The following is a 22,667-nucleotide window of genomic DNA, read 5'->3' on the forward strand; positions in this document are numbered from 1 at the left end:
AGTAGCTTGATAAAGCACAGAAAGTAGAGGTGTCTAGTATGAAGTTGAAGTTTCAATTTACACTTGCTTTTATATTAAGCTTGTTGTCCCTTATTTGTTTTAGTGGGATGGCTCTTTTAATTAATGGATCAAAAATTGTCGCATTTGATCGGTCTATTATATCGCTAATTCAAGGGTTCGAAACTCCTGGGCTAACGACTATTATGAAATGCTTTACTTTTATTGGCTCTACGCCATCTGTTGCAGTGATTTCTCTCTTTAGTTTGTTTTTTCTCTATAAGGTATTAAAACATCGAACGGAGCTTATTTTATTTATCGCGATTATTGTAGGTTCTCCAATCCTCAATGAGCTGCTAAAACTACTTTTTCATCGTGCACGTCCTGATTTCCATCGATTAATCGAAATCAATGGTTATAGCTTTCCAAGTGGGCATGCTATGAGTGCTTTTGCTGTTTACGGCGTCCTTTCATTTTTGCTCTGGCGTCATATTTCTACTCGCTGGGGACGTACACTTTTAATCGTTATTACCACTACAATGATTCTAGCAATAGGTATTAGTCGTATTTACTTAGGCGTGCATTATCCTAGCGACGTTATTGGAGGCTATTTTGCTAGCGGCTGCTGGCTAGCTATTGCTATTTGGTTCTATCAACGCTATCAGGAGAAGAAGGTTGAGCAAAGAAGATTTACTCAAAGTAAAGAATGAATACGATGATATATCAACACGGAAATAATCATATAGGCTAAGGATGCAAGTGACTGGCTTCATAATTAAGTGTGGATTATCAAAAGTACTGATATGAACAGCCAGCATTGATTTATGGACGTTTTTTCAGTAGGGGGAATAAAAAACGAATCTATAAGAACTGCATTTTTTATAAAGATGATACACCACCTAGGAAATGAAATTTTTGATAGCATTCTACTTAAAACAGTCATAAAATTGACTGTTTTTATTATTAGAAAATGTAAAATAACGGTTACTTTTTTCTTGAACTTATTACAAAAAAATCAAATGAAATTGATCTATTTCTATCGATTGTGGCAGAAACTGTTAAATTTTATCTTAAAAAGTGATATTCTTACAGTAATTCAATCAATATACTTTCAAAGCTATTTGTGGATTGAATTTTTACAGTATAAAAAATATTGAGAGTCATGATTACTGTATTACTCTGAGACTAAGGATGAGCAATGTATGAACAAACTTATAATACCAGCCATACTCGTTATATTCGCTTTGTGGATCTTATTACAATTAGCTTTAGACGGGAATATCTTTAAAAACCCGCTCAATTATTTTATCTTAATTACGGTTTTTTTTTTATTTATCAAGCAAGCAAAAGAAAAATAGCCTAGAATGTTCGCTGCTGAGTAGTCTATAGTTATAGGCTGCTTTTTCTTTTGGTGCATTAAAAATAATTCTATCTATAAGCTAATTAGAAAAAGAAGGTTGAACCTTGCTTTATAAAAAATACCTTACGAACGTAAAATGATTAAAATTTTAAAAAATATTAAACAGTACCTTGCAATAAACAATAGCTGGTGATATATTGTAATTATTAGGAAGTTATTATAAATCAGTACTATACAATAAACAGTAGTGGACTGTGAAAAGAAAAGGGTGAAGAACAGTGAACGTGCAATTTAAAAAAGGAGTTTTAGAGCTTTGTGTCCTTGTATTACTGGATAAGAAAGACCGCTATGGATATGAATTAGTTCAAAAAATCTCCGATCAAATTGAAATATCAGAAGGGTCGGTATATCCTCTTCTGCGCCGATTAACAAAAGAAGAATATTTTACAACGTATTTAAAGGAATCTACAGAAGGTCCTTCAAGGAAATATTATCAGCTTACCGATAAAGGCAGGGAGTATTTATACGAACTTATCGATGAATGGAATGAGTTTTCAAGAGGTGTTAATCAATTAATTAAAGAAGGTGTGAACAATGTCGAAGGGTAAATTTTTACAGCAATTAAATGAATCATTAAAACCATTATCCTCAAAAGAACGAGCAGATATTTTACAAGATTATGAAGAACATTTTTCCATTGGCTTAGAAGAAGGAAAAACAGAAGAAGAAATTGTAACGTCACTAGGCTCTCCAAATCAAATAGCCAAAGAATTGCTGGCAGATTATCATGTTGAGCAAGCAACAGCTAAGGCAACAACTCAAAATATTTTGAGAGCTACTTGGGCCGTAATTGGTTTAGCTTTTTTTAATGTAGTGATTGTGCTTGGGCCTGCCGTTGCATTAGCTGGCTTTATTTTATCAGCTTGGGCCATAGGTCTATGTTTCTTGCTATCTCCTATTCTAGTTCTCGGTGAAGCTATTGTACATTTGAGCGGCTTTTTTCTCTTTAATTTATTTATGTCGTTAGCATTTTGCGGAATTGGATATTTTATTATGCTAGGTATGTTCGTTGTAACGAAGCTAGCTATAAAAGGCTTTGTACGTTATCTGAAATACAATGTATCACTGGTGAAAGGCGGTTTAAAACGTGTTGAATAAAAAGAAACTCTCCGTTCTTGCAGGCATTCTCATTCTTATTGGGGTTATAGGAAGTCTCCTTACTTATCGTGCTATTGATCCTGAACCTATTTCAAAAGAAAAAGTTATTAACAGTAATCAAGTATCAAAGGTAAACATTAATACGGATAATACTCGTGTTCATGTGTATCCTATCAAAGGCGATAATATCAAAGTAACCTTAAAAGGCGAAACATCTCCTAACATAAAAAGAGACTTCACTACTGACGTTAAAAATTCAACCCTTTTTATCTCTTATAATGAACAGCAGCGCAGCTGGGTCAATTTTGATATTGTTAGTGTATTAAAACCGCTATCCATCAACGTTTATCTGCCTGAAAAACAGTATAATTCATTGGGGATTTCCAGTAACAACGGATATGTGTCTGTTAAAAAATTACGCGCAGCAGATGTTTCTGTTCGTGCAAACAATGGACGTGTAGAATTAGAGGACATTGATTCACAAAACCTGAACACTAGCGTACACAATGGACTTACGAGCATAAAAAATGCTGCAGCCAAAACAGTTCAAGCAAAAGGAAATAACGGAAAAATAACGCTGAGTAACGTGCAAGGTAGTTTAAAAGGCGAAACGCATAACGGAAGTATCGCTCTCGAAACAGAAGAACTTGATCGAGATATTGACTTTAAAACGAACAATGGAAAGATTAAAATTACAACGGAAAAACAACCAAGTAACGTTCAATTTAACGTTTCTGTCGACAATGGAAAAGTCGATATTCTGAATAAATATGATAGGGACGCTGTTATTGGAAATGGAAAGAATATCATTAAACTAGGTACTCACAATGGCAATATTTCAGTAATAAAGTAACCTATTAGCTATAACTAAATTAAAAAGGTTTTACTCATTGAACGTTAATGAGTGGAACCTTTTTTCTATGCAAGATTAATAAGCTAAAAGCTTGTTACTACACAAAAAATAGATAGTAATATTATATTGTTTTGAATTTTTATTCATTTTAATTTATAATTTGGTAAGTGAATGCAGAATAAGGTTCTAATAGAACAATTATTCCAAAACTTGCGTGCTAGAAAAATAAGCTGTATTCATTTTAATCTGAATATTATTAATAGTTTGATTAACTTTGATATCACGCAGGAATGAGAGGGAGAAGCATTCAAAAAAAAACGACTTTAGGGGGAACAACATGATATTTGGTGTATTGAAAGATAATAAAGTGGGAGAGTATCGAGTAATTATGACGCCTGTGGAGGCTGCTGCTATTAAAGATGACGGCCATACGGTTCTTGTTCAAAAAGATGCGGGCGCATTAGCGGGATTTACGAATGAACAGTATGAAGAAGAAGGGGCGGAAATAGTAGAAACAACAGAAGAGATGTATGAAAGATGTGACTTTATCGCAAAAGTTAAAGAGATTGAAGAAAGTGAATATAAGCTGCTTAAGGAAAACCAAATTATCTATACGTGTATACATCCAGCTGCACATAAAGAGCAGGTACAGGCTATACTCGATAGCAAATGTATTGCGTTCACAGCAGAGGATTCTCATAGATTTGGTTCAGTTAACTGTGAAGCAGCGGGAAAACAAGGTGCATTAATGGGTCTGCAGGCAATGCTAACGATTAACGGAGGGAAAGGAAAATTTGTTAGTGGCTTAGCCGGAGCCCCTGGTATGAAGGTGCTTATCCTTGGAGGAGGACTAGTAGGAAGGTCGGCGCTGCAGGTGCTACATTCTTTAGGCGCGTGGTGTACTGTAATGGATATCAATTACGGAACATTAAGAGATATTGGCAAAACGTATAATGAAAAAGTAAATACGCAGCTATCAACTAAGCAAAATATTAAAAAATTGCTTCCTGAAATTGATATGGTGATTAACTGTGTTAAATGGCCAAAGGAACGCGAAGATTATTTAATAGATCGTGATATGCTCAATTTAATGGAAAAAGGATCAGTTATTGTAGATATTAGCAATGATACTGACGGTGCGATTGAGTCCTTCCGTGAAACAACTCATGAAAATCCTACATATATCGAAAATGGTGTCGTTCATTATTGTGTCAGCAATATTCCTGGAGCTATTGCTAATTCTACTTCTGTAGCTTATGCGGCATCTGTATTGCCACATATCCAATCTATCCTAAATTCAGGTGTAAAATCAGCCTGTATGAAAGACGGATTTTTAAGACGAAGCTTAACCGCTTATAAAGGATACCTTACACATGAAGAAACAAGTGCTATCCAAAATAGACCTTGGATCAAACCAGAAGACGTATTACATATAAAAGAAGAAAAACTAGACCCAGCACCACCGGCTACATCAACAAGATCAACTAATTTTTTAAGCATGTAACGTTACGAAAGGAGGATATGAATGACTGTATATACGATACTAGTAGATTTTGCTTGTGCCAGCGTCCTGATTCTAATAGGCATGCTGCTTCGCGCAAAATTTAAATTTATTCAAAGAAGTTTTATTCCGGCAAGCTTATTGGCAGGTTTTTTAGGTTTAGCACTAGGACCTAGCTTTCTAAATGTTCTACCTTTTTCTGAAGATATTAGCTCATATGCAGGAATCATCACCATCTTTGTATTTGCGGCAGTTGGGATAAACGGGTTTTCTTTTTCACCAGGCAATATGAAAAAGGATATTAATCGAATGGGCGCATATGCCACTTATAAAATTCTTTGTATAGGTCTTCAAATGTCTATTCCAATTGTTTTTTCGATTTTAGTGATTTCAAAGTTTGCCCCGGAGATTAATAACGGATTTGGTTTGCTTTTAGCAGCCGGATTTTATGGAGGTCATGGAACGGCGGCAGCGGTAGGTACAACCTTTGAAAATTTAGGATGGGAAAATGCAACTGACTTAGGAATGACAGCTGCTACCGGCGGTATTTTAGCAGGTATTTTTGGTGGACTTATCTTTATAAAATGGGCAACGCGAAAAGGTTATACTCACTATGTAAAAGATTTTTCGGAAATTTCGGAGGATCTAAAAACAGGATTAGTTCAGCCTAAAAATAGAACGGCAATGGGGAATGACACGATTTCACCAATTGCCATGGATCCATTAGCTTTTCATTTAGCATTATTAGTTGTGCCGTCAGGTTTGGGCTATCTATTAAATAACTATATTGCTACTGCTTGGGGACTGGAATTCCCAACGTTTACAATAGCATTTTTAATAGCGTTGCTTATGTACATATTGCTAGGCAAAGGAGAAAAAGGCGTTTACAAATACGTTGATAGTAAGGTAGTCGATCGTTTAGGCAGTGCAGCAACCGATTTTCTTGTGTTTTTCGGTGTAGCGTCAATTAAATTACCGATTGTTGTTGAATATGCACTTCCGCTTGGTTTATTAATGCTTTCAGGCATAGTAGTAGTGGTGGTGATGCTAGTCGTAATTGGACCTGCTATGAACTATGAAAGCTGGTTTGAACGTTCTATATTTGTGTATGGCTACTCAACAGGTGTATTCGCTATCGGACTTACATTACTAAGAATTATTGATCCTAACAATAAATCAAAAACACTTACAGACACAGCGGTAGTTGGACCGCTTAATACGCCGTTAGAATTATTTGCATGGTCAGCGGGCCCTGTTATGCTGCTAAGCGGACAGCACTGGACGTTTGTTGGGATTTTTGCAGGCATATCAATTCTATGTTTCGTCATCGCTCGAATCTTCAAATGGTGGCACTGGAAGGTTCCTTTAGGCGAGCGTCCTCCTGTTCCACTAGATAGAAATGAAGGCTTTATTCCTATATCGGGAGAACATATTGAAAAATAACGTAGGTTAAATAAAATATGTATACTTGACTACTTATATTTATATCTTATGAACGAGAAACAAGAGCCCGTAAACATACGTTTACGGGCTCTTACAATCCGATGAGAAGTTTGTGATAGAGAAGGATAAATTCGTCCGTTTTCTACCATGATTTATCTCTTGTTTTTCTTAATTAATGGATTGTTAGTGCTTGACCTATATTAAGCCGATTGTCTAGATATTTATAGTCTCCGTAGGTAGAAATCTTTAAAAATATACCTTCTTTTACTCGGAAACCGGAATATTTTTCAGAGTTGTACGATACTATTTTCTGATACAACCTATTCTTACAACAGGTATTTTCTTTGTTTTACCTATAAAACCCTATTGAAAGGAGCAAAAGTAAATGAAACGAAATGTTGTGTATGGCTTATTACTAACAGTGTCTTTAATATTTGCGCTTTTTTTAATTGTTGATTGGCGTCAGTACGAAAATGGGTTAGAACACGCTATTAAACCTGCTGATAAAAACTATGAAAACAGCGAAAACTATATTTCTGATAAACGTATGATAGATGTAATTGTAAAGCTAACGGAAGAAAGTCCTGCAACATTTGGAACGAGATTAAAAAGTGCGCTAAGAATAGATGAGAACCGTGTCCATGTGAATACCAATAAGTTAGAAGGTATTATTGAGTTAAAAGATATAGAAGGTAAGACCTTGGTATGGCGTGTCCTAGATAACACATCCAATCATTTAATTATAGAAAGCAAGAACTGGGGAAATGAATAAGGGACCTGCTGATGCTTTTTCTTATGAAAACAGGCCGAGACAAAAGTATGCTAGTGGTGTCTCGGCCTGTTTATACTTTTGTTACCGATTGTTCTTAAAGCACCAAAATAGAGGAGGAAAGATATTTTTGATTAATACTCATTAAAATATTCTTGAATCTTTTTAGGGTCCTTTGTTTTCGTTAAAGCAAGCATTAAAAGAATACGGGCTTTTTGTGGATTTAATGAATCAGATGTAACAAACGTATCTTTATCATCTGATTCTTCATGTGTCACAACCCCGCTTCCTACGCGGCTAGATCTAACAATAACTATGCCTTTTTTTACCGCATCTCTAGCACCTGTTAGGGCAACATCGGATAGCAGCCCATTTCCTGCTCCTGCGACGACTATTCCTTTAGCTCCAGCTTTTACGGCCGTGTCATAAAAGTTCCTAGAGTCGTTTTGATACCCATATATGATGTCTACTCGAGGAAGCTTATCTAATTTTGATACATCGAATATTGATTGCGTTGTATGCTTACGAGTTGCTTTATTATAAAATAATACCTGATCTCCAGCTATTTCTCCTACATATCCCTGTTCAGGAGATTTAAACGTATCCACTGCCGTTGTATGTGTTTTCGTTATATAACGAGCTGCGCCAATTCGATCATTAAGCGCTACTAAAACACCGGTATTTCGTGCTTCTTTTTTAGAAGCAATTTTCACCGCATTATACAAGTTTAGCGGTCCATCTGCACTTATAGCGGTAGCGGGTCTCATTGAACCAACCACAACTACAGGTTTTTCACTTTTTACTACTAAGTTTAGAAAATAAGCTGTTTCCTCCATCGTATCAGATCCGTGTGTCACGACAATCCCGTCAACATCCTTAGACGCTAATAGCGTATTAATTCGTTTGGCTAACTTTAACAAAATGCTGTTATCTATATTTTGACTTCCGATATTTACAACTTGTTCTCCGCTTACATTCGCTAGTTTTTTTAACTCAGGAACAGCTTTAATGATGGTTTTAATATCAAGGGCTCCTGATTCATATCCAGTTGTGTCTGTGCTGCTCTCAGAAGAACCTGCAATCGTACCTCCAGTGGCCAAAATCTTTATATTGGGCAATTTTTCTTTCACTGAATTTTTCACAGTCATTTTAGAATCATTTACTGATGCATTGACCAATGATAAAGGTCCCGAAAATAAGATAACGCTTGATAAAAAGGTGATAATTACTATTCTTTTCAGTTTCATCGTTACTTAGCTCCTTTTACGCAAAAGACATATAACGGTATTATTGGTAAGCTGAATTTAAAATATCCAATCATTTGTCCGCACGAAGAATAAAAAGATAAACGCATTATTTTTATGAGATCCTTTTTGCTTTTTCTCTTAACAATTTTCTCATCTTCTCACATAAGTGAACTTGAGAATCTAAAAGCTTTATTTCTTTTATATCTTCTATTTGTTTAGACATGAGTTCGGCTCCTTTATAACCTTTTAAGGAACTAGTCTATTTTAAAAGATGGAAATCCTTTCGCTTTTTTACCCATTTAACATAATGTAGTCTCTATATAGGGATGAAAATAATGATTTTAATAGGAACGTTTATAAAAAAAATCCTTACTGCAGCAGGGAAGGAGTCATTATTGATATAAGACATGCTTGATATTTATACGGTGAGAGTTGTCTTATTTACTAAAATTCAGGCATATGATGTTTGTTCAAAGTCACATATTACTATAGCTTTTGAAATTAAATTTTAACATTTTAAAATAATTGTTGAAATTTAATTTCAAAGGCGTTATTCTGTACTTGAGAACGATTTCAAACAAAAACAAAGATAGGATGATAAGTAATGCTTGAACATTTAACTACTGAGACTCGTAATGAAAAAACAATGAATCTGGATGAAATGTCCATTTTTGATTTTCTTACAACCATGAATGAAGAAGATGAAAAAGTTGCGAGTGCGATAAAAAAAGAACTTCCTTCTATTGCAAAAGCTGTAGAAGCTATTATAGAAGCTAAGAAACAAGGGGGGCGCCTTATTTATATAGGTGCAGGAACTAGTGGCCGCATCGGCTTGCTTGATGCTGTTGAGTGTCCGCCTACATTTGGTACAAACCCAGATGAAGTAATAGGCTTAATTGCCGGCGGAGAAAAAGCTTTTATCAAAGCAGTAGAAGGAGCAGAAGATAGTAAAGAGTTGGGCATGGAAGACTTACAAAACATTCGACTTACTAAGGTAGACATTGTTGTGGGGATTGCAGCAAGCGGTCGTACACCTTATGTCATTGGAGCATTAGAATATGCTAACTCAATTGAGGCTCAAACAATAGCAGTTAGCTGTAATAAGGGCTCTGATATTGGAAAAGTAGCAAACATTGCAATTGAAGTAGTAAATGGTCCTGAAGTATTAACAGGTTCTACTCGCTTGAAAGCCGGAACAGCACAAAAATTGGTTTGTAACATGCTTTCGACAGCTTCTATGGTAGGTATCGGAAAAGTGTATGGAAATCTAATGGTAGACGTTCAGCTGACGAATGAAAAGCTCGTAGAACGCGCAAAACGAATTGTGATGGAAGCAACTTCATGCACGTATGATACGGCAGAAGAGTACTTAGCAAAAGCAAATTGTAATTCTAAGCTTGCTATAGTCATGATTTTAACAGGACTTTCATATGAGGAATCTTTACATCGTTTAGAACAAACACAAGGATTTATCCGTCAAGCAATCGTGAATTAAGTAGCGAAACTATAAGGGAGATGGGAACAACTATGAGTAAACATCATCAAACAGCTAAAGAACTGCTTCAAGCTCTTGGAGGCAGTTCTAATATAGCGAATTATACACACTGTATGACAAGACTCCGTGTCACCCCAGTGAATCATAATAGAATCGATGAAGCGAGTATAAAACAAGTGAAAGGAGTGGTAGGGGTTGTCGATGATGATACGTATCAAATTATTCTAGGACCAGGAGTAGTTACGAAAGTTGCTGAACAATTTGGTATTATACTTCAAGAAGATTCAACAGCTCCTTCACAAGAAAAAGCTTCATCTGAAGATTTGACTTCAAAAGGTGCAGATATGAAATCTGAGCTGAAAAAGAAAAACAATACGCCATTTAAGAATTTTTTACGAAAAGTTGGAAGCATTTTTATCCCTCTCATTCCAGCATTCGTAGGCGCAGGTTTGATAGCTGGTATTGCTTCTATTTTAGCCAACAGCATAACCGCGGGAGACCTTGATAAAGATAATTGGCAACAATACGTTACGATTCTTAATGTGATTAAAAATGCAATCTTCAGCTATTTAGTTATTTATGTAGGGATTAACGCAGCAAAAGAGTTTGGCGCTACTCCGGCCCTAGGTGGAGTTATCGGAGGTATTACCCTTTTAACGGGAGTTACAGAAGAGTTTCCTATTATGAATATCTTTACTGATCAGCCTCTAACTCCTGGGCAAGGCGGGATTATCGGGGTTTTGATTGCTGTATGGTTACTCTCATTTTTAGAAAAATTCTTACGTAGATTTATTCCTGATGCAATCGATATTATTGTAACACCTACAGTTGTTCTTCTGATTGTTGGATTACTAACGATTTTCTTTATTATGCCTTTTGCAGGTCTAATTTCTAGTAATTTAATTGGTGGAATAGATTGGACACTTGAACGTGGAGGGGTTTTTGCAGGTTTTGTACTAGGAGTGGCATTTTTACCATTGGTGATGCTAGGTCTGCATCAAGTATTAATCCCTATTCATATTGAAATGATTAACACAGCTGGTATGACCATCTTGCTTCCGATTCTTGCCATGTCTGGTGCTGGACAAGTAGGTGCAACTTTAGCACTTTGGATTCGTTGTCGTAAAAATAAATCACTTGTTACCATTATTAAAGGGGCTCTTCCTGTCGGAATATTAGGTATTGGAGAACCACTTATTTACGGAGTTATTCTTCCATTAGGACGCCCGTTCATTACGGCTTGTATCGGTGGAGGAATTGGAGGAGCCGTAATTGGAATGTTCGGAAACGTTGGTTCCATCGCTATCGGTCCATCTGGTCTAGCTTTAATTCCATTAATTGCTCATGGCTTATGGCTAAAATATATCATTGGCTTACTTGCAGGATATGCTGGAGGGTTCATCTGCACATATTTATTTGGCATACCAAAAGAGGCTATTACAGAAGGATCTAATAATAAAGAAGTATCTGAAACAAAAGCAAAAGCTGAAGTTGCTGCAACAGGTGAGAAAAAAGAAATGAACGATACAACTTTAGAAAGCGCATTCAAACTTCCGTTTGATGGATATATTGTGCCTCTAGAAGGAGTCCCTGATGCCGTTTTTTCTTCAAAGATGATGGGAGACGGTTTTGCCATCGAACCAACTAATAATACTCTTGTTTCTCCTATCAACGGGGAGGTTGTTAGCATCTTTCCTACAAAACATGCCATAGGTCTAAAAACAGATCAAGGTCTAGAGTTATTAATTCACGTAGGGTTAGAAACAGTGAACTTGAATGGGAAAGGGTTTACATGTCTAATTAAAGAGGGAGAAAAGGTTACACAAGGAACCCCGCTTTTAAAAATAGACCTAAACTACATTAAAGAAAATGCTAAATCACTTGTTACACCAATCATTTTTACAAATTTATCTGAACATAATCAAATACAGTTATTAAAAACAGGGTACAATGAGCAAGGTATAACAAATATTATTGAGCTAGTTTCTAAAAAACAGTAAGTTAATTAAATCTAATTGATTATTTAAGGGTACTTTTCTAAATAGAAGAGTACCCTTTTTTACTGGCGGCAAGTCATCACTTCTAGAGAGTAGCCAGGGCTGGATTGGCTATTAGTTCGTTTTTGTAATATTAAACATTAAGCAATGATAGGTTACTTTTACGCCATTTTCGTCACGATGATTATTTTCGTATAGGTTGATTAATTCACGAAAAAAGGAAGGGCGCTGACAGTAGCTTTCCTCGTTACTGTTACTTGCTCCAATCTTTTTTATTGATGTAAAAAATGCCTTAACCGTCGGAAAGTATTGAACCTCTAGCTCCGCCGTTTTTGATAGTTTAAATGGATGCTCTCTCAATGGAACTAATGCTTGTTCACAAATTTGAGACAACTCTTCAAGAGAAAAAAACGATTGGCCAGGTGAACTGTTACTGAAAAGACCAAGCTTTTGTTTCACATGGCTGTAGCATGAATGAAGCTCTTGAAACGTACGGTTACCAAAGGTTGAAAATAGCAGGCTGCCTGTAGGCTTAAGTTGTTTATACAATTTTTTAATTGTCGTATGAAGACTATTAAACCACTGAAATGTTGCATTAGAAATAATAAGGTCATAATGTCTTTCTATACTTAGTTCCTCGATATCTCCGCATATGAAAGAAATTCGATCTTCCCTTACTTTTTCCTTTGCTAACTCAATCATTCCTGATGACAAATCAACTGCTGTAATAGCAGCCTTAGGAAATTTTTCGCATAATAACTGTGTTAAATAACCCGTGCCGCAGCCAATTTCAAGAATAGCTATTTCCTGGTTAAAGAAATTGGTGGAAAGCTGATCTATTAATTGGTTTGCCATGCTTTTTTGTACATCGGCATAAGCATCATAAGTTTTAGCATGATTATTAAATCTTTTCTTTAAAAGTTGCTTATTAATCATAAATGAGCTCCTTTTCGAGAAATTTTTCTATAAGTTGCGTACAGTGCTGAGGCTTTGTAAAAAAAGGAATATGGCCAGCTTTTTCTAAAATACACAGCTGCGCTTTTCCACCAATTCTTTCAGCTATGAAAGAAGAAGACTCAGGCAAACATATTTGATCATCTCTTCCATGGATCAACAAACAAGGAGTTTGAATTTGATTGAGTTGCATTCTAACATCTTTTTGGAGTAAATAATCTAGCCCTGTAAGGAGGGAGTACGTACTGTCTCCTTGATAATCACGCTGAACAACTTCAATAAATTGATGATGAAATTCTTCTTCTTTTTCAGATTTAGTGAACATAGCGTTATAAAATGAAGTAAGGGTTTTTTCTTTATTACGCTGTAGTTGTTTTTTCATACGTTCAACGATGCGTTGCTCCCATCCAAATGTATTATGCATGTCGTTTGTAAAGCGACTAGTTCCGCCAATTAATATGAGTCCTTCTATCTTGTTAGGGTATAAACTTGCAAGTTCAAGCGTTACAAGGGAACCTAATGACCAACCCATTAAATAAACAGTACCTTGAGTAGAAGTAAGCAATTGGATTGCTCGTTCTCTAAAGTCACTTAGTTCTTTTACACCTCTCCAGTCTGTACACAAAACGTTACATATAGTAGACAATGGTTTTATGATCGGATGAAACGCTGCTTTTTCCATTCCCCATCCGGGAAATATTATAATAGTGGCTTGTTTCATTGAATCACACTCATTTCTTTTCCAATTAGAGAAATTCTCTTTATGGCCCAATTTAAATCTTCTCGCGTATGATCGGCTGTTACAGTAAAACGAATTCTTGCTTTATTTTCAGGAACAGTAGGAGGCCTAACTGCAATAGCAGCAATTCCTTCTTTCTGTAAACGCTCTGCAAACTGCATTGTTCTTTTGTTTTCTCCCGTCAAAATTGGAATGATTTGAGATTGACTTTTGCATGTGTTAAATCCTTCGTATGTAAGGGCCTTCCTGAAAAATAGTGCATGTTGTTGAAGAAGTGCGCGACGCTCTGTGTCTTGTTGCACCTTTTCAATTGCAGCCGTTATTGCACCGAGTATAGCAGGGGGAAGAGCAGTTGAATAAATGAGTCCTCGCATTCTATTTTTCAAATAATCTATGAGCCACTGTTTTCCCGTAACATAAGCTCCAAATGATCCTAGCGCTTTACTAAACGTTCCCATTTGAATATCAATTTTATCTTGCAGATTAAGAAAATGTGCGTATCCTTCACCATTTTTTCCGTATACACCGCTTGCATGAGCCTCATCAACCATTAGTAGGGCGTTATATTGCTCTTTTAATTTAACAAGCTCCTTAAGCTTGGCGAAATCACCATCCATGCTGAAAACAGTATCTGTTACAACTAACTTCCGTGACTCTAAGGGAACTTTTTTTAATAAATTTTCTAGGTGGTTCATATCGTTATGGCGATAGCGTTGAAGTTTTGCACGGCTCAGTAGGGCCCCATCAATGATACTTGCATGATTTAACTTATCGCTGAAGATGAAGCCATTACGCGGAACCAAGGCTGAGATGATTCCTAGGTTTGCATTATAACCACTATTGATAATAAGTCCTGCCTCAGCTGTCTTCCAATTAACAAGGGCTCTTTCTGTTTTCTCGTAAAGGAAATGATTTCCTACTATTAAGCGTGAAGCTGTTGCTCCTACTCCATACGTCATCACAGCATCACTCATTGTTTTCTTCAGTCCACTATCTCCTGCATAGCCTAAATAGTTATTAGAGGCAAGGTTTAACATTTTACGTCCATTGACTGTAAGCCATGGTTGTTCAGCAAATTCTGTAGTAACAAGGTGCCGTTTTTGAAAAATCTCATCTAAATAGGCAAGTTCTCTCTTAATATCTTCTTCCCAATACAATACACTCTCACCACCGACAATGAAATTAGTTAACTTTAATTTTTAAATAGTTAACATATATATCTAATCACTCCTTTAGAAGAGTGTCAAGATGAGAGAGGTTATAAAAACTCTTGAATAAAAGAAGCAAACTCCTAACGGTAGGGAGTTTGCTTTTTTTGTTCTTTAAATATTCCTGTTTAATAACAAACATCTTTTCCAACATGTTTTGGATTTATTTACACACATCATATTAATCTAGCAATTTTATTTGCTTTACTTAAACACTTCATATTGATTATCCTCATTTTCTTAGTTATAATGTAATTGTTACATTTGTAATAATAATGTAATATAATTGTAACTTATATGCATTTTTGCGGTGTTAGATAGAATGGTAGCTAATTTTAAAAAATGAAAATCTGTTTATGGGTAAGCCCTTAGCGATTGTGGAAGCAGCCGCGAGGGGGAAACTTTAGATAAAAAGGTGAGGACGATGTTGAAAAAAATATTTATTTTAGTTGTTCTAGGATATATATTCTTGAGTAGCAAGTATTTTCTTCAAAATTATGTGTATGCGGGCACGTATGAGCAGGATATAAAGGTTAACGATGACTTAGTGTCGAGTCTTCTTTTAGAAGAAGCTGTTTTTTGACGGCTTTTAAGGCGCTAAATTTTATATAAAGAGGTAATGGGTAGAGTTGTAATTTCTTAATGTTGTCAGTCTCTTCCCTTATCTTCAAAGGTAAAAAGCAGGCGGTAGTTAACATAATTGCAGGACTTCGGGTCCTAATAGATCTTTACATTGCCTAGACAACAACGAAGTAGAGAAGAACGATGTAGTTGAGAAGAGAAGGCTGAGGGAATAAGAATAAAATGAAAAACTATTTAAATGTGGAAGAAGGAAAAAATAGCTGGAAGCGTTATGTAAGTACAACAGTCCTTGCTTCTGTGTTTATGCTGTTAGGATCCATTATTTATATTATTGCTGAAATGATAATGGTTGCGGCTGATGAAAGTGGAAAATCATATGTTGATTTTGATAGCGGGTTAGCTGTAGGAATCAATGCTAATCTTGATTTTCTGTTGTCTCATATTATGTACATATGCTGGATTTTTGGTTTATGGATCGGGATTCGTTTTATTCACAAACGAAAAATGAAATCACTAATCACTGCTAACAAACGTGTGAACTGGAAGAAAGTAATATGGTCTTTTGGAGCTTTTAGTCTGTTACTAATCGTTTCACAATTAATTGATGTCGTGTTTAACCACTCGGATTATTCATGGAATCATGTAAGTTTAAAAGAGTATGCCCTGTTAGTACTGATCACGCTTTTATTAGTACCTATTCAAACAACAACCGAGGAGCTGTTTTTTAGAGGTCTTCTTCTTCAATGGGTGGGTAAGAAAGTGAAGCGTCCAATTTTACTTGCGATTATTGTGGGACTAATGTTTTCAATAGGTCATTTTGCTAATCCTGAAATGAATAAATCGATTATATTGGTGGGACTAGATTATATTGTAGCTGGTTTTGCTCTTACATATATCGCCGTTAAAACAAAAAGCTTAGAAATTACCATTGGAGCACACGCAGCCAATAACATATTTCTCGCTCTGTTCCTTACAACGGATGATTCTGTTTTCGGGTCTATACCGAGTTTGTTTAAGGTAGCTAACACTGAGCCAGGAGCTAACCTTATTTGGTCGATTGTTATGTTCAGTGTTTTCTATATCGTATGTAGAGGGAAGATAAAAAAGGAAGAAGCAGCTGAAAAAGATCAGCTTATTGCTTAAATTAGTAGAACCAATACCTAAACAGGATAGGAGATGTAACAGAGTGAGTGGAAATCACGATGAAAATAAACCATTGACTCGTGCAGAAATGAAGCGGGGCCACTTAGCTACTCAACATCGCATTTTGAATGTACTTATCGTTCTTGCATCGATTGCTGCAGTGTATCTAGTAATAAAAACCATACTTTAAAAGAGCAGCCTTTATGGCTGCTCTTTTTATTTTGTCCCAACACCTCGCAACTACCAGTTGAAAAAAGCTTTTAACGAAATCATTGTAGCGGCGTAGACAAGAGATGAGATTAAAAAGGTAGGCAAATGCGCATGTTTTTCAAAAGGGAGCTCTTTACTGATTACGTTAAATAACATTGCACCTGAACTAAAAGCAATCATAGACTCAATAAGCAGTCCTGATGAGGGTCCGAAAACGCCCAGAATTGACCCAAGAAAAGTTGCTCCGGCCAGCATATAGCGACCTCTAGTTTTGTGTAAGCGCGGATGTTTTTTTCCTAGATGGTAAGACCACCCGATAAAATGAAGGCTGATAGCCAGTCCGTAGAATACTGATTCAACTCGCTTAACATCGGTTGAAAACACGACATAAGAAATGATAAAAGAATAAATCATAAAAAAACTAGCCTGTACCATATAAACGGTCAGTTCCGTTAGGTGAGTGGCTGCTTTTGTCTGAGCAAATGAATACACTGAAAAATAGACGAGTAAGCCGAGAAGACCAAGAAAATATAGTTCAGTATCAAGGGCTAGCGATCCTCCAAACTCTTCTTGTTTCTTATGAAGCGTCGGTAAGATATAAATAAATACATAAGCAATAGCTACACCACCTGATAATGAGAGCAGCTTTTGCTCCCCGATTGGAGAACGTTCGACAATCGTTAATGCGTATAATTGAATGAGGATAAAAACAATACCTATGATAATTGATTCAATTGTAACCATGGTGGTCTCCTTTTAAGGTTCACTTTTAGGGTTTAATTCCCTTTAATAGAAGAAGAGAAACCATGATTTAGATGGAAACATTGCTGAATTATAGGTAGATGTTCGTAAACGTCAGACTTTTAAGAATGGTGTTAGTTTATAGTATATACATATTTTACTTACTTATTATTAGCTAGAGAAAGGGTATTTATTATAAAGGAAAGCTGTTGAGTTCGTGGGTGAAGGCATATTCATTCTGTATTTTGGTATAGCTAGAACGTTTAAATGGCCGCCCTGAAGGTTTCCTTTAAGAGAACACTTTCCTATTCCTTTTATTTATTATGTTAACTAAGAAACAACATTATGATATAAAATATAGAAAAAATGTTATTATATAGATATTGTTCTGAAAATAAAATGATGTATGGGGGATATCAGCTAATATGTTTTTTGTCATTATAGGATTTATAGCCGTCTTTATCACTTTATGTTCGTTAGAAGCTAAGCTAAGAACGATAGTGAAACAAAATGATAGATTAATTAAATTACTTGAAAAAAAGAACAGATACTAACAAAAAATCACCTAATAGGATAGTTGGGTGCTTTTTTATCGTGTAGGAGGATTTAAATTGAAAAGGAAGTTTTTGTTTTTAGGACTTATATCTATTTTTTTATTAGTATTGGGTAGCTGTGGCAGCAAAGAAGAAAGTGTGCGTTTCGAAGGTGAAGGAGATCATTGGAAAGCTTTATATCTTTTAAATAAAGGAGAGAATACTGAAAATGGGCAAGGCAGTATCATCTATAAAGGAAAAGACAAGGAGAAAGTAGGAAAAGTTTCTTATGTTGTTGAAGGGGAAACAAGCAAATTATCAGGTACGGATGACGAGACAGAAGGGAAAATTAATTTAAATGGAAGCTGCAGCGGGTGTTCGACTCAAAGCAGCAACGCTCCTTATCACGTGACAATAAAATGGAATGGGAAAGAAGATAAATTTGATTTAACATCAAAGTAGAACGATAAAACGTTGTATGTATATGAAACTAAAAATCTGGCCACGTTAATAACATATTTTTCCTATTTTAATCAAGTTAAAAATCCTTTACCTACATCAGGGAAGGATTTTTTTAAAAAATTTTGCATTTATTGGTTGTTAATCTGAATAAAGGGGAATTACATCTAGTAAGAGCATACAAAGGGGATAAATAGTAGTGACAAATTATAGGTACTATACGGGATCCCTGTTCGTCAGGGAATTAGAACGTTTAAAAGAAGAATATATTCAACTTGATCTCGATGATATGAAAAGAATGGTTGAAGAAGATATTTTACTGTTGGAAAAAGCGGTTAATATGCTGTCTACGAATACCATTTCTTAAGTTAAGCAACTTACTCAAGAAGCAATAAAGCATTATTTAATGACTACTGTTCATTCAATTTTTAAAAAAAGCTACCTCTTTTGACTGGGAAGAGGTGGTCTTTTTCAATTTCTAGACTGGATAGGGCATATGAAACAAAAAAAGCGTTTGAAAGAAGTTTTATAACATTTCCTAGTTTCTAACAAATGTTGCCCAAACAAAAAAAGGACATTTCTTCTATGCCCTGTTCCCTCATATCAGCCCCGCCTACGCTAAATACTATGACAGCCACTCATGCCATCCAACCTATACTTAGTATAAACGAAAACGTTTACAAAGTAAAGATATTAATGAAATATTCTGTCTATTTTTATATTAAACGTATCTATTTCGAATAATATCAAATATAATAGATGAAATTTTTAATGTCTAGAGATTAGCTCACTCATTAATCTGTTTAAAGCAATGTGTAATATATCATGTTCTGTATACTCTTGTTCAAAGGCTAGACTTCTTTTTTCTTTTTTCCTCAACAGCTTTCTAATTTCCTCCCATAAGTAAAGTTGAGAATCCAAAAGCTTTATTTCTTTTCTATCTTTTGTTTGTTTAGACATGAAATCAACTCCTTTATGATTCTTTAAGGAACTATTCTACCTTAAAAAGTAAAAATCCTTCTTCTATTACATCGGATTAACGTAATGGGTTTTATTAGAAGAACCAACCTCAGATTAGAGAAAATTGATTTAATAGCTCAAACCGATGAATTAACCCTAATTAAAGACAAAGATTAACTATACGTAAAATGTAAGAGAGGTTTTTTTTATTGATTCCAGAATTATATACAAAAGTGTTCTATTTAAACAGATTAATGGCTTAATTCAATTATGCACCTACTTATTTTAATTTGGCTGTTGTATATCGTAAGTAGAAATACACATTTACCTTTGTCAGCGATATTTATGGAATCAAGTATGGAATGAATTGTAATTTGTGATTGCATTTCTTTAGAAGGAGAAGATAAATCAATGAGTACAAAAAGAATACATCTTACGCCATTTGAAACTACTCACATTCAATACTTACATAAATGGTTAAATGATGAACGGGCAATACGAATGATAGGCAGAACACCTTTAACTTATGAAGAGGTGGTACAAGAAGTAGAAAACAAAAGAATGAACAACGATTTAATTTTAGGAATTGAAAGCGATGAAAAAGAATTAGTCGGATGGGTATTTCTGAAGGATATAGACTATGCACATGGAAGAGCTAGTATAGGAATTCTCCTATCTTCAGAATCTAGAGGTCACGGATATGGTCGAATGGCTATGGAGCAAATGATTGATCTAGGGTTTAAACAGCTTCGTCTAAATAAAATCTATTTAACCACAAGGGGAATAAACGAACAGGCCATTGCACTATATGAAAAGATTGGTTTTGTTACCGAAGGAAAATTAAGAAACCATGCCTATGTGGATGGGAAATACGTAGATACATATTTTATGGGTATATTAGCTTCAGAGTGGAATAAGTAAGCTTACCGGCCATGATGAAATTTTAAAAACTAGTACTTCTTAAGATATGTATTTGATTTTAGACAACGGGAGGGGTATAAATGAAATCTTATAACTATTTTTGTTCTACTCAAATTGAGGTAGGAATGGGGAAAGCTAGAGAATTACCAGAAATGCTGACATCTTTAAATATTAGTTCATCAATTTTAGTCGTGAGTGACCCTGGTGTAGTTCGTGCAGGATTAGTTTCACCAATTGTAACTTCCCTGGAGAATTCTGGTTACCGGGTGCTGGTATTTGATTCAATTGAACAAAACCCTCGAGATACGAACTGCTTGGAAGGTGCTAAGTTATTTCATGACTTTAGTGCGGATGCAGTTGTTGCCATTGGTGGTGGAAGTGCGATGGATACTGGAAAAGCTATTGCACTGTGCGGTCCAAACGGCGGGGAACCATCTGACTATGCAGACGGCCGACTCCTGTATTCAAACATTGCACCAGTTATTTGTATTCCAACTACTTCAGGTACGGGATCAGAAGTTACTCGTTCTGCTGTTATTACGGAAGCATCTACACACCGAAAGATGACACTCAAACATAGTTTGTTAAGACCTGCCTTGGCGATTCTTGATCCTGAACTAACATTCAGTCTTCCGCCTTCTGTTACTGCCGCTACTGGCATTGATGCACTCGTTCATGCGATTGAAGGTTATACATGTAAAGTAACAAATTCTATTTCACAAGCGCTCGGAGCTCAAGCAATGAGAACCATTGTTTCGGCATTGCCTATCGTTTTCCGCGATGGTAAAAATGAAGCGGCTCGTCAAGATATGCTGGAAGGAAGTCTCTTAGCAGGCCTTTGTTTTGGATCTGCAGATGTTGCCTCAGTACACTGCTTAGCAGAAGCGCTTGGAGGACTTTATGATACCCCGCATGGAGTTGCCAACGCAGTGTTTTTACCATATGTATTAAGGTTCAATTCTATGGAGAATAAGCAATTACATGCTACATTAGCAAGGTATATGAGCTTTGCCAAGGATTCAGATTCAGATGAAATAGCTGTTGAAAAATTAATTCAAGGAATTATAGAATTAACAGAATCATTAAACATTCCTAAATTGAAAGATTTAGAGGGTGTAAAGAAAGAAGACTTTCCGAGCATTGTAAGGTTGGCCATGCAAAATAACTCAACATCAAGTAACGTCCGTTTAATTACCGAGGGCGATTATATGCAAATTCTTGAACAAGCTTACTTTGACCGTGTAGATAAAAAACGGCATTCTGAAGTAGAGAGCTTGAAGTAAAGAATGAAAATTAAAAACTAGCCCTAATTGTCAGACAGTGTCTAACGATTTGGGGCTAGTTTTTAAGTAGTATCTATTTTTAATAAGAAGATACATAATACCAGTTCTTATGTACTTTTTCTATCTGTTTAAAATCTCCGTCAAAATCGCTTTTTGAAGGTTTATGATCATTTGGGTCATAAACAAATCCTGAGAAATTGTCTAGCATCCCGCGGTACGTAAAGAAAAGAATTGATGTCGACTTTCCTTTTGTCTCTACTTCAATGTCGCCTCCGCCTTTAGACAATTGAGTATACTCTTTTGGCAATTGAATAAGTGATGGACTATCGGGTACGTTAGGTTTAATCATGCCATTTTCTATTTTAGCCGCAGCTTCTTCTCTCTTCTCTTGATGGATTTTAAAGTTCAAATCCAAGTTGACTTGAGTAAAGGGAAAGAAGAACCATAATATAATAGTAATGAGCTGAATAACAAGCGGCTGCCACTTTCTATTTTTAAAAAGATGAATCAATGCCCATACAGTTATGATGATAAAGAAGGCATATACAAATAACCAAACAGGCAACATTAAAAATTCCGTTATCATATCAACCAGATCCCACTGGAACAACGATACTGAAATAATTAACAAACTACTCATTAACGATAAAAGCAACAAACGACTACGTTTCACACATTTTCCTCTTCCTGAAATCATTCTTTTTTAGTGTTCATTATATATCAAAATCCTTATAAAGACGTATGTATTATAATGTAATTTGTCGATAGAAACAAAAGCAGATCTTTAATTAAAGATCTGCTTCTTTTCTTTGGCAAAAACTAAATATGTTCCCACTATAAGCATAATGCCCAAGCCAATAAAACCTAACCAATATACCCAAGGGTAACTATACGAAACTGTCACTGCTCCCGTATTGTTATTCACTGTTGTAGTTGTATAAGGAGTATAAATCATATTAATAGTTAAGTACGTTAATAAAGCTTGAGCAATAAGAAATATTCCTATTGCACGTTTCATTACCTTGCCTCCAGACTCATCGATATTTCTATGTACAGTTTAACATAGGACTAGTGAATATTTTTACTATAACAATTCTTTACGAAATAAAAATCA

General features: G+C 35.5%; 23 protein-coding genes and 2 pseudogenes. 17 read left to right on the forward strand and 8 right to left on the reverse strand.

The window, feature by feature from the left end:
• The first annotated feature begins 38 nt into the window (after positions 1-38).
• The 8 genes from ACH6EI_RS05855 to ACH6EI_RS05890 all read left to right on the forward strand — a co-directional run bounded on the left by ACH6EI_RS05855 (position 39) and on the right by ACH6EI_RS05890 (position 7,084).
• Complete coding sequence (locus ACH6EI_RS05855) at positions 39-707, forward strand: phosphatase PAP2 family protein (RefSeq protein WP_098999669.1); 669 nt, start codon at positions 39-41, stop codon at positions 705-707.
• A 492-nt stretch (positions 708-1,199) separates the two neighbouring features.
• Positions 1,200-1,355, forward strand: a complete 156-nt coding sequence (locus ACH6EI_RS05860) for a hypothetical protein (protein WP_028414887.1) — start codon at positions 1,200-1,202, stop codon at positions 1,353-1,355.
• Positions 1,356-1,635: 280 nt separating this feature from the next.
• The gene (locus ACH6EI_RS05865) at positions 1,636-1,965 is read left to right on the forward strand and encodes a PadR family transcriptional regulator (protein ID WP_028414886.1); all 330 of its coding nucleotides are present in this window, start codon (positions 1,636-1,638) and stop codon (positions 1,963-1,965) included.
• The gene (locus tag ACH6EI_RS05870) at positions 1,952-2,515 is read left to right on the forward strand and encodes an HAAS signaling domain-containing protein (RefSeq protein ID WP_098999723.1); all 564 of its coding nucleotides are present in this window, start codon (positions 1,952-1,954) and stop codon (positions 2,513-2,515) included. Before ACH6EI_RS05865 ends, ACH6EI_RS05870 begins: the two co-directional genes overlap by 14 nt.
• Positions 2,505-3,368: a DUF4097 family beta strand repeat-containing protein gene (locus ACH6EI_RS05875; RefSeq protein ID WP_098999671.1), complete on the forward strand. Its 864-nt coding sequence runs from the start codon at positions 2,505-2,507 to the stop codon at positions 3,366-3,368. Before ACH6EI_RS05870 ends, ACH6EI_RS05875 begins: the two co-directional genes overlap by 11 nt.
• A gap of 337 nt (positions 3,369-3,705) precedes the next feature.
• On the forward strand, positions 3,706-4,872 hold the full coding sequence (locus tag ACH6EI_RS05880; protein ID WP_098999672.1) for an alanine dehydrogenase: 1,167 nt from the start codon (positions 3,706-3,708) through the stop codon (positions 4,870-4,872).
• 21 nt (positions 4,873-4,893) lie between these two features.
• Positions 4,894-6,312, forward strand: a complete 1,419-nt coding sequence (locus tag ACH6EI_RS05885) for a sodium/glutamate symporter (protein ID WP_028414882.1) — start codon at positions 4,894-4,896, stop codon at positions 6,310-6,312.
• 385 nt (positions 6,313-6,697) lie between these two features.
• Positions 6,698-7,084 (forward strand): hypothetical protein, encoded by a 387-nt coding sequence (locus ACH6EI_RS05890; protein WP_028414881.1) that lies wholly within the window; start codon positions 6,698-6,700, stop codon positions 7,082-7,084.
• Positions 7,085-7,215: 131 nt separating this feature from the next.
• On the opposite strand, the gene ACH6EI_RS05895 is transcribed toward ACH6EI_RS05890, so the two are convergent.
• Positions 7,216-8,328, reverse strand: coding sequence for a type II asparaginase (locus tag ACH6EI_RS05895; RefSeq protein ID WP_028414880.1), 1,113 nt, complete (start codon positions 8,326-8,328; stop codon positions 7,216-7,218).
• Positions 8,329-8,932: 604 nt separating this feature from the next.
• On the opposite strand from ACH6EI_RS05895, the gene murQ reads away from it, so the two are divergent.
• From murQ to ACH6EI_RS05910, 3 genes and pseudogenes are all read left to right on the forward strand, one after another.
• The gene (gene murQ / locus ACH6EI_RS05900) at positions 8,933-9,823 is read left to right on the forward strand and encodes an N-acetylmuramic acid 6-phosphate etherase (RefSeq protein ID WP_028414879.1); all 891 of its coding nucleotides are present in this window, start codon (positions 8,933-8,935) and stop codon (positions 9,821-9,823) included.
• Between the two features lie 32 nt (positions 9,824-9,855).
• Positions 9,856-11,262: pseudogene (locus ACH6EI_RS05905) on the forward strand (PTS transporter subunit EIIC); the annotation flags it as partial.
• A gap of 120 nt (positions 11,263-11,382) precedes the next feature.
• Positions 11,383-11,823, forward strand: a pseudogene (locus tag ACH6EI_RS05910) (PTS sugar transporter subunit IIA); the annotation flags it as partial.
• Positions 11,824-11,934: 111 nt separating this feature from the next.
• Here ACH6EI_RS05910 and bioC read toward each other — a convergent pair.
• From bioC to bioF, 3 genes are read right to left on the reverse strand one after another with little or no spacing between them, the layout of a single operon-like run.
• Positions 11,935-12,756 carry a malonyl-ACP O-methyltransferase BioC gene (gene bioC / locus ACH6EI_RS05915; protein ID WP_028414878.1) on the reverse strand — a complete coding sequence of 274 codons (822 nt, stop codon included), beginning with the start codon at positions 12,754-12,756 and terminating at the stop codon, positions 11,935-11,937.
• Complete coding sequence (locus tag ACH6EI_RS05920; RefSeq protein WP_028414877.1) at positions 12,749-13,495, reverse strand: alpha/beta fold hydrolase; 747 nt, start codon at positions 13,493-13,495, stop codon at positions 12,749-12,751. The genes bioC and ACH6EI_RS05920 overlap by 8 nt, the downstream gene beginning before the upstream one ends.
• Complete coding sequence (gene bioF, locus ACH6EI_RS05925; protein ID WP_028414876.1) at positions 13,492-14,670, reverse strand: 8-amino-7-oxononanoate synthase; 1,179 nt, start codon at positions 14,668-14,670, stop codon at positions 13,492-13,494. The genes ACH6EI_RS05920 and bioF overlap by 4 nt, the downstream gene beginning before the upstream one ends.
• A gap of 855 nt (positions 14,671-15,525) precedes the next feature.
• Between bioF and ACH6EI_RS05930 the strand changes: the two genes are divergently transcribed.
• Positions 15,526-16,446, forward strand: a complete 921-nt coding sequence (locus tag ACH6EI_RS05930) for a CPBP family intramembrane glutamic endopeptidase (protein WP_098999674.1) — start codon at positions 15,526-15,528, stop codon at positions 16,444-16,446.
• Between the two features lie 43 nt (positions 16,447-16,489).
• Positions 16,490-16,636, forward strand: a complete 147-nt coding sequence (locus tag ACH6EI_RS05935; protein ID WP_014458831.1) for a hypothetical protein — start codon at positions 16,490-16,492, stop codon at positions 16,634-16,636.
• 50 nt (positions 16,637-16,686) lie between these two features.
• Here the strand turns inward: ACH6EI_RS05935 and ACH6EI_RS05940 are convergent, their stop codons facing one another.
• Positions 16,687-17,400: a hypothetical protein gene (locus tag ACH6EI_RS05940; RefSeq protein ID WP_014458832.1), complete on the reverse strand. Its 714-nt coding sequence runs from the start codon at positions 17,398-17,400 to the stop codon at positions 16,687-16,689.
• Between the two features lie 608 nt (positions 17,401-18,008).
• On the opposite strand from ACH6EI_RS05940, the gene ACH6EI_RS05945 reads away from it, so the two are divergent.
• Both ACH6EI_RS05945 and ACH6EI_RS05950 read left to right on the forward strand, forming a co-directional pair.
• Positions 18,009-18,392: a hypothetical protein gene (locus ACH6EI_RS05945; protein WP_028414874.1), complete on the forward strand. Its 384-nt coding sequence runs from the start codon at positions 18,009-18,011 to the stop codon at positions 18,390-18,392.
• Positions 18,393-18,588: 196 nt separating this feature from the next.
• The gene (locus tag ACH6EI_RS05950; protein ID WP_165573610.1) at positions 18,589-18,756 is read left to right on the forward strand and encodes a hypothetical protein; all 168 of its coding nucleotides are present in this window, start codon (positions 18,589-18,591) and stop codon (positions 18,754-18,756) included.
• A gap of 401 nt (positions 18,757-19,157) precedes the next feature.
• On the opposite strand, the gene ACH6EI_RS05955 is transcribed toward ACH6EI_RS05950, so the two are convergent.
• On the reverse strand, positions 19,158-19,349 hold the full coding sequence (locus ACH6EI_RS05955) for a hypothetical protein (RefSeq protein ID WP_394530417.1): 192 nt from the start codon (positions 19,347-19,349) through the stop codon (positions 19,158-19,160).
• 411 nt (positions 19,350-19,760) lie between these two features.
• Here ACH6EI_RS05955 and ACH6EI_RS05960 point away from each other — a divergent pair, with 411 nt between their 5' ends.
• The gene (locus ACH6EI_RS05960) at positions 19,761-20,270 is read left to right on the forward strand and encodes a GNAT family N-acetyltransferase (RefSeq protein ID WP_098112467.1); all 510 of its coding nucleotides are present in this window, start codon (positions 19,761-19,763) and stop codon (positions 20,268-20,270) included.
• A gap of 80 nt (positions 20,271-20,350) precedes the next feature.
• Entirely contained in the window at positions 20,351-21,553 is a 1,203-nt protein-coding gene (locus tag ACH6EI_RS05965) for an iron-containing alcohol dehydrogenase (RefSeq protein WP_098999675.1), read from the forward strand.
• 79 nt (positions 21,554-21,632) lie between these two features.
• Here the strand turns inward: ACH6EI_RS05965 and ACH6EI_RS05970 are convergent, their stop codons facing one another.
• Together ACH6EI_RS05970 and ACH6EI_RS05975 are read right to left on the reverse strand one after the other, a co-directional pair.
• Complete coding sequence (locus tag ACH6EI_RS05970) at positions 21,633-22,226, reverse strand: hypothetical protein (protein ID WP_028414870.1); 594 nt, start codon at positions 22,224-22,226, stop codon at positions 21,633-21,635.
• 111 nt (positions 22,227-22,337) lie between these two features.
• Positions 22,338-22,571, reverse strand: coding sequence for a hypothetical protein (locus ACH6EI_RS05975; RefSeq protein ID WP_028414869.1), 234 nt, complete (start codon positions 22,569-22,571; stop codon positions 22,338-22,340).
• Positions 22,572-22,667: the final 96 nt, after the last annotated feature.

The organism is Priestia sp. JSM ZJ58 (assembly GCF_044383985.1).
Classification (GTDB): domain Bacteria; phylum Bacillota; class Bacilli; order Bacillales; family Bacillaceae_H; genus Priestia; species Priestia zanthoxyli.

What these genes read in the sequence shown, in the direction of transcription:
- ACH6EI_RS05855 (WP_098999669.1), top strand. Translation starts at nt 39, where the DNA reads ATGAAGTTGAAGTTTCAATTTACACTTGCTTTTATATTAAGCTTGTTG.
- ACH6EI_RS05860 (WP_028414887.1), top strand. Translation starts at nt 1,200, where the DNA reads ATGAACAAACTTATAATACCAGCCATACTCGTTATATTCGCTTTGTGG.
- ACH6EI_RS05870 (WP_098999723.1), top strand. Translation starts at nt 1,952, where the DNA reads ATGTCGAAGGGTAAATTTTTACAGCAATTAAATGAATCATTAAAACCA.
- ACH6EI_RS05880 (WP_098999672.1), top strand. Translation starts at nt 3,706, where the DNA reads ATGATATTTGGTGTATTGAAAGATAATAAAGTGGGAGAGTATCGAGTA.
- ACH6EI_RS05885 (WP_028414882.1), top strand. Translation starts at nt 4,894, where the DNA reads ATGACTGTATATACGATACTAGTAGATTTTGCTTGTGCCAGCGTCCTG.
- ACH6EI_RS05890 (WP_028414881.1), top strand. Translation starts at nt 6,698, where the DNA reads ATGAAACGAAATGTTGTGTATGGCTTATTACTAACAGTGTCTTTAATA.
- ACH6EI_RS05895 (WP_028414880.1), bottom strand. Translation starts at nt 8,328, where the DNA reads ATGAAACTGAAAAGAATAGTAATTATCACCTTTTTATCAAGCGTTATC.
- murQ (WP_028414879.1), top strand. Translation starts at nt 8,933, where the DNA reads ATGCTTGAACATTTAACTACTGAGACTCGTAATGAAAAAACAATGAAT.
- bioC (WP_028414878.1), bottom strand. Translation starts at nt 12,756, where the DNA reads ATGATTAATAAGCAACTTTTAAAGAAAAGATTTAATAATCATGCTAAA.
- ACH6EI_RS05920 (WP_028414877.1), bottom strand. Translation starts at nt 13,495, where the DNA reads ATGAAACAAGCCACTATTATAATATTTCCCGGATGGGGAATGGAAAAA.
- ACH6EI_RS05930 (WP_098999674.1), top strand. Translation starts at nt 15,526, where the DNA reads ATGAAAAACTATTTAAATGTGGAAGAAGGAAAAAATAGCTGGAAGCGT.
- ACH6EI_RS05940 (WP_014458832.1), bottom strand. Translation starts at nt 17,400, where the DNA reads ATGGTTACAATTGAATCAATTATCATAGGTATTGTTTTTATCCTCATT.
- ACH6EI_RS05955 (WP_394530417.1), bottom strand. Translation starts at nt 19,349, where the DNA reads ATGTCTAAACAAACAAAAGATAGAAAAGAAATAAAGCTTTTGGATTCT.
- ACH6EI_RS05960 (WP_098112467.1), top strand. Translation starts at nt 19,761, where the DNA reads ATGAGTACAAAAAGAATACATCTTACGCCATTTGAAACTACTCACATT.
- ACH6EI_RS05965 (WP_098999675.1), top strand. Translation starts at nt 20,351, where the DNA reads ATGAAATCTTATAACTATTTTTGTTCTACTCAAATTGAGGTAGGAATG.
- ACH6EI_RS05975 (WP_028414869.1), bottom strand. Translation starts at nt 22,571, where the DNA reads ATGAAACGTGCAATAGGAATATTTCTTATTGCTCAAGCTTTATTAACG.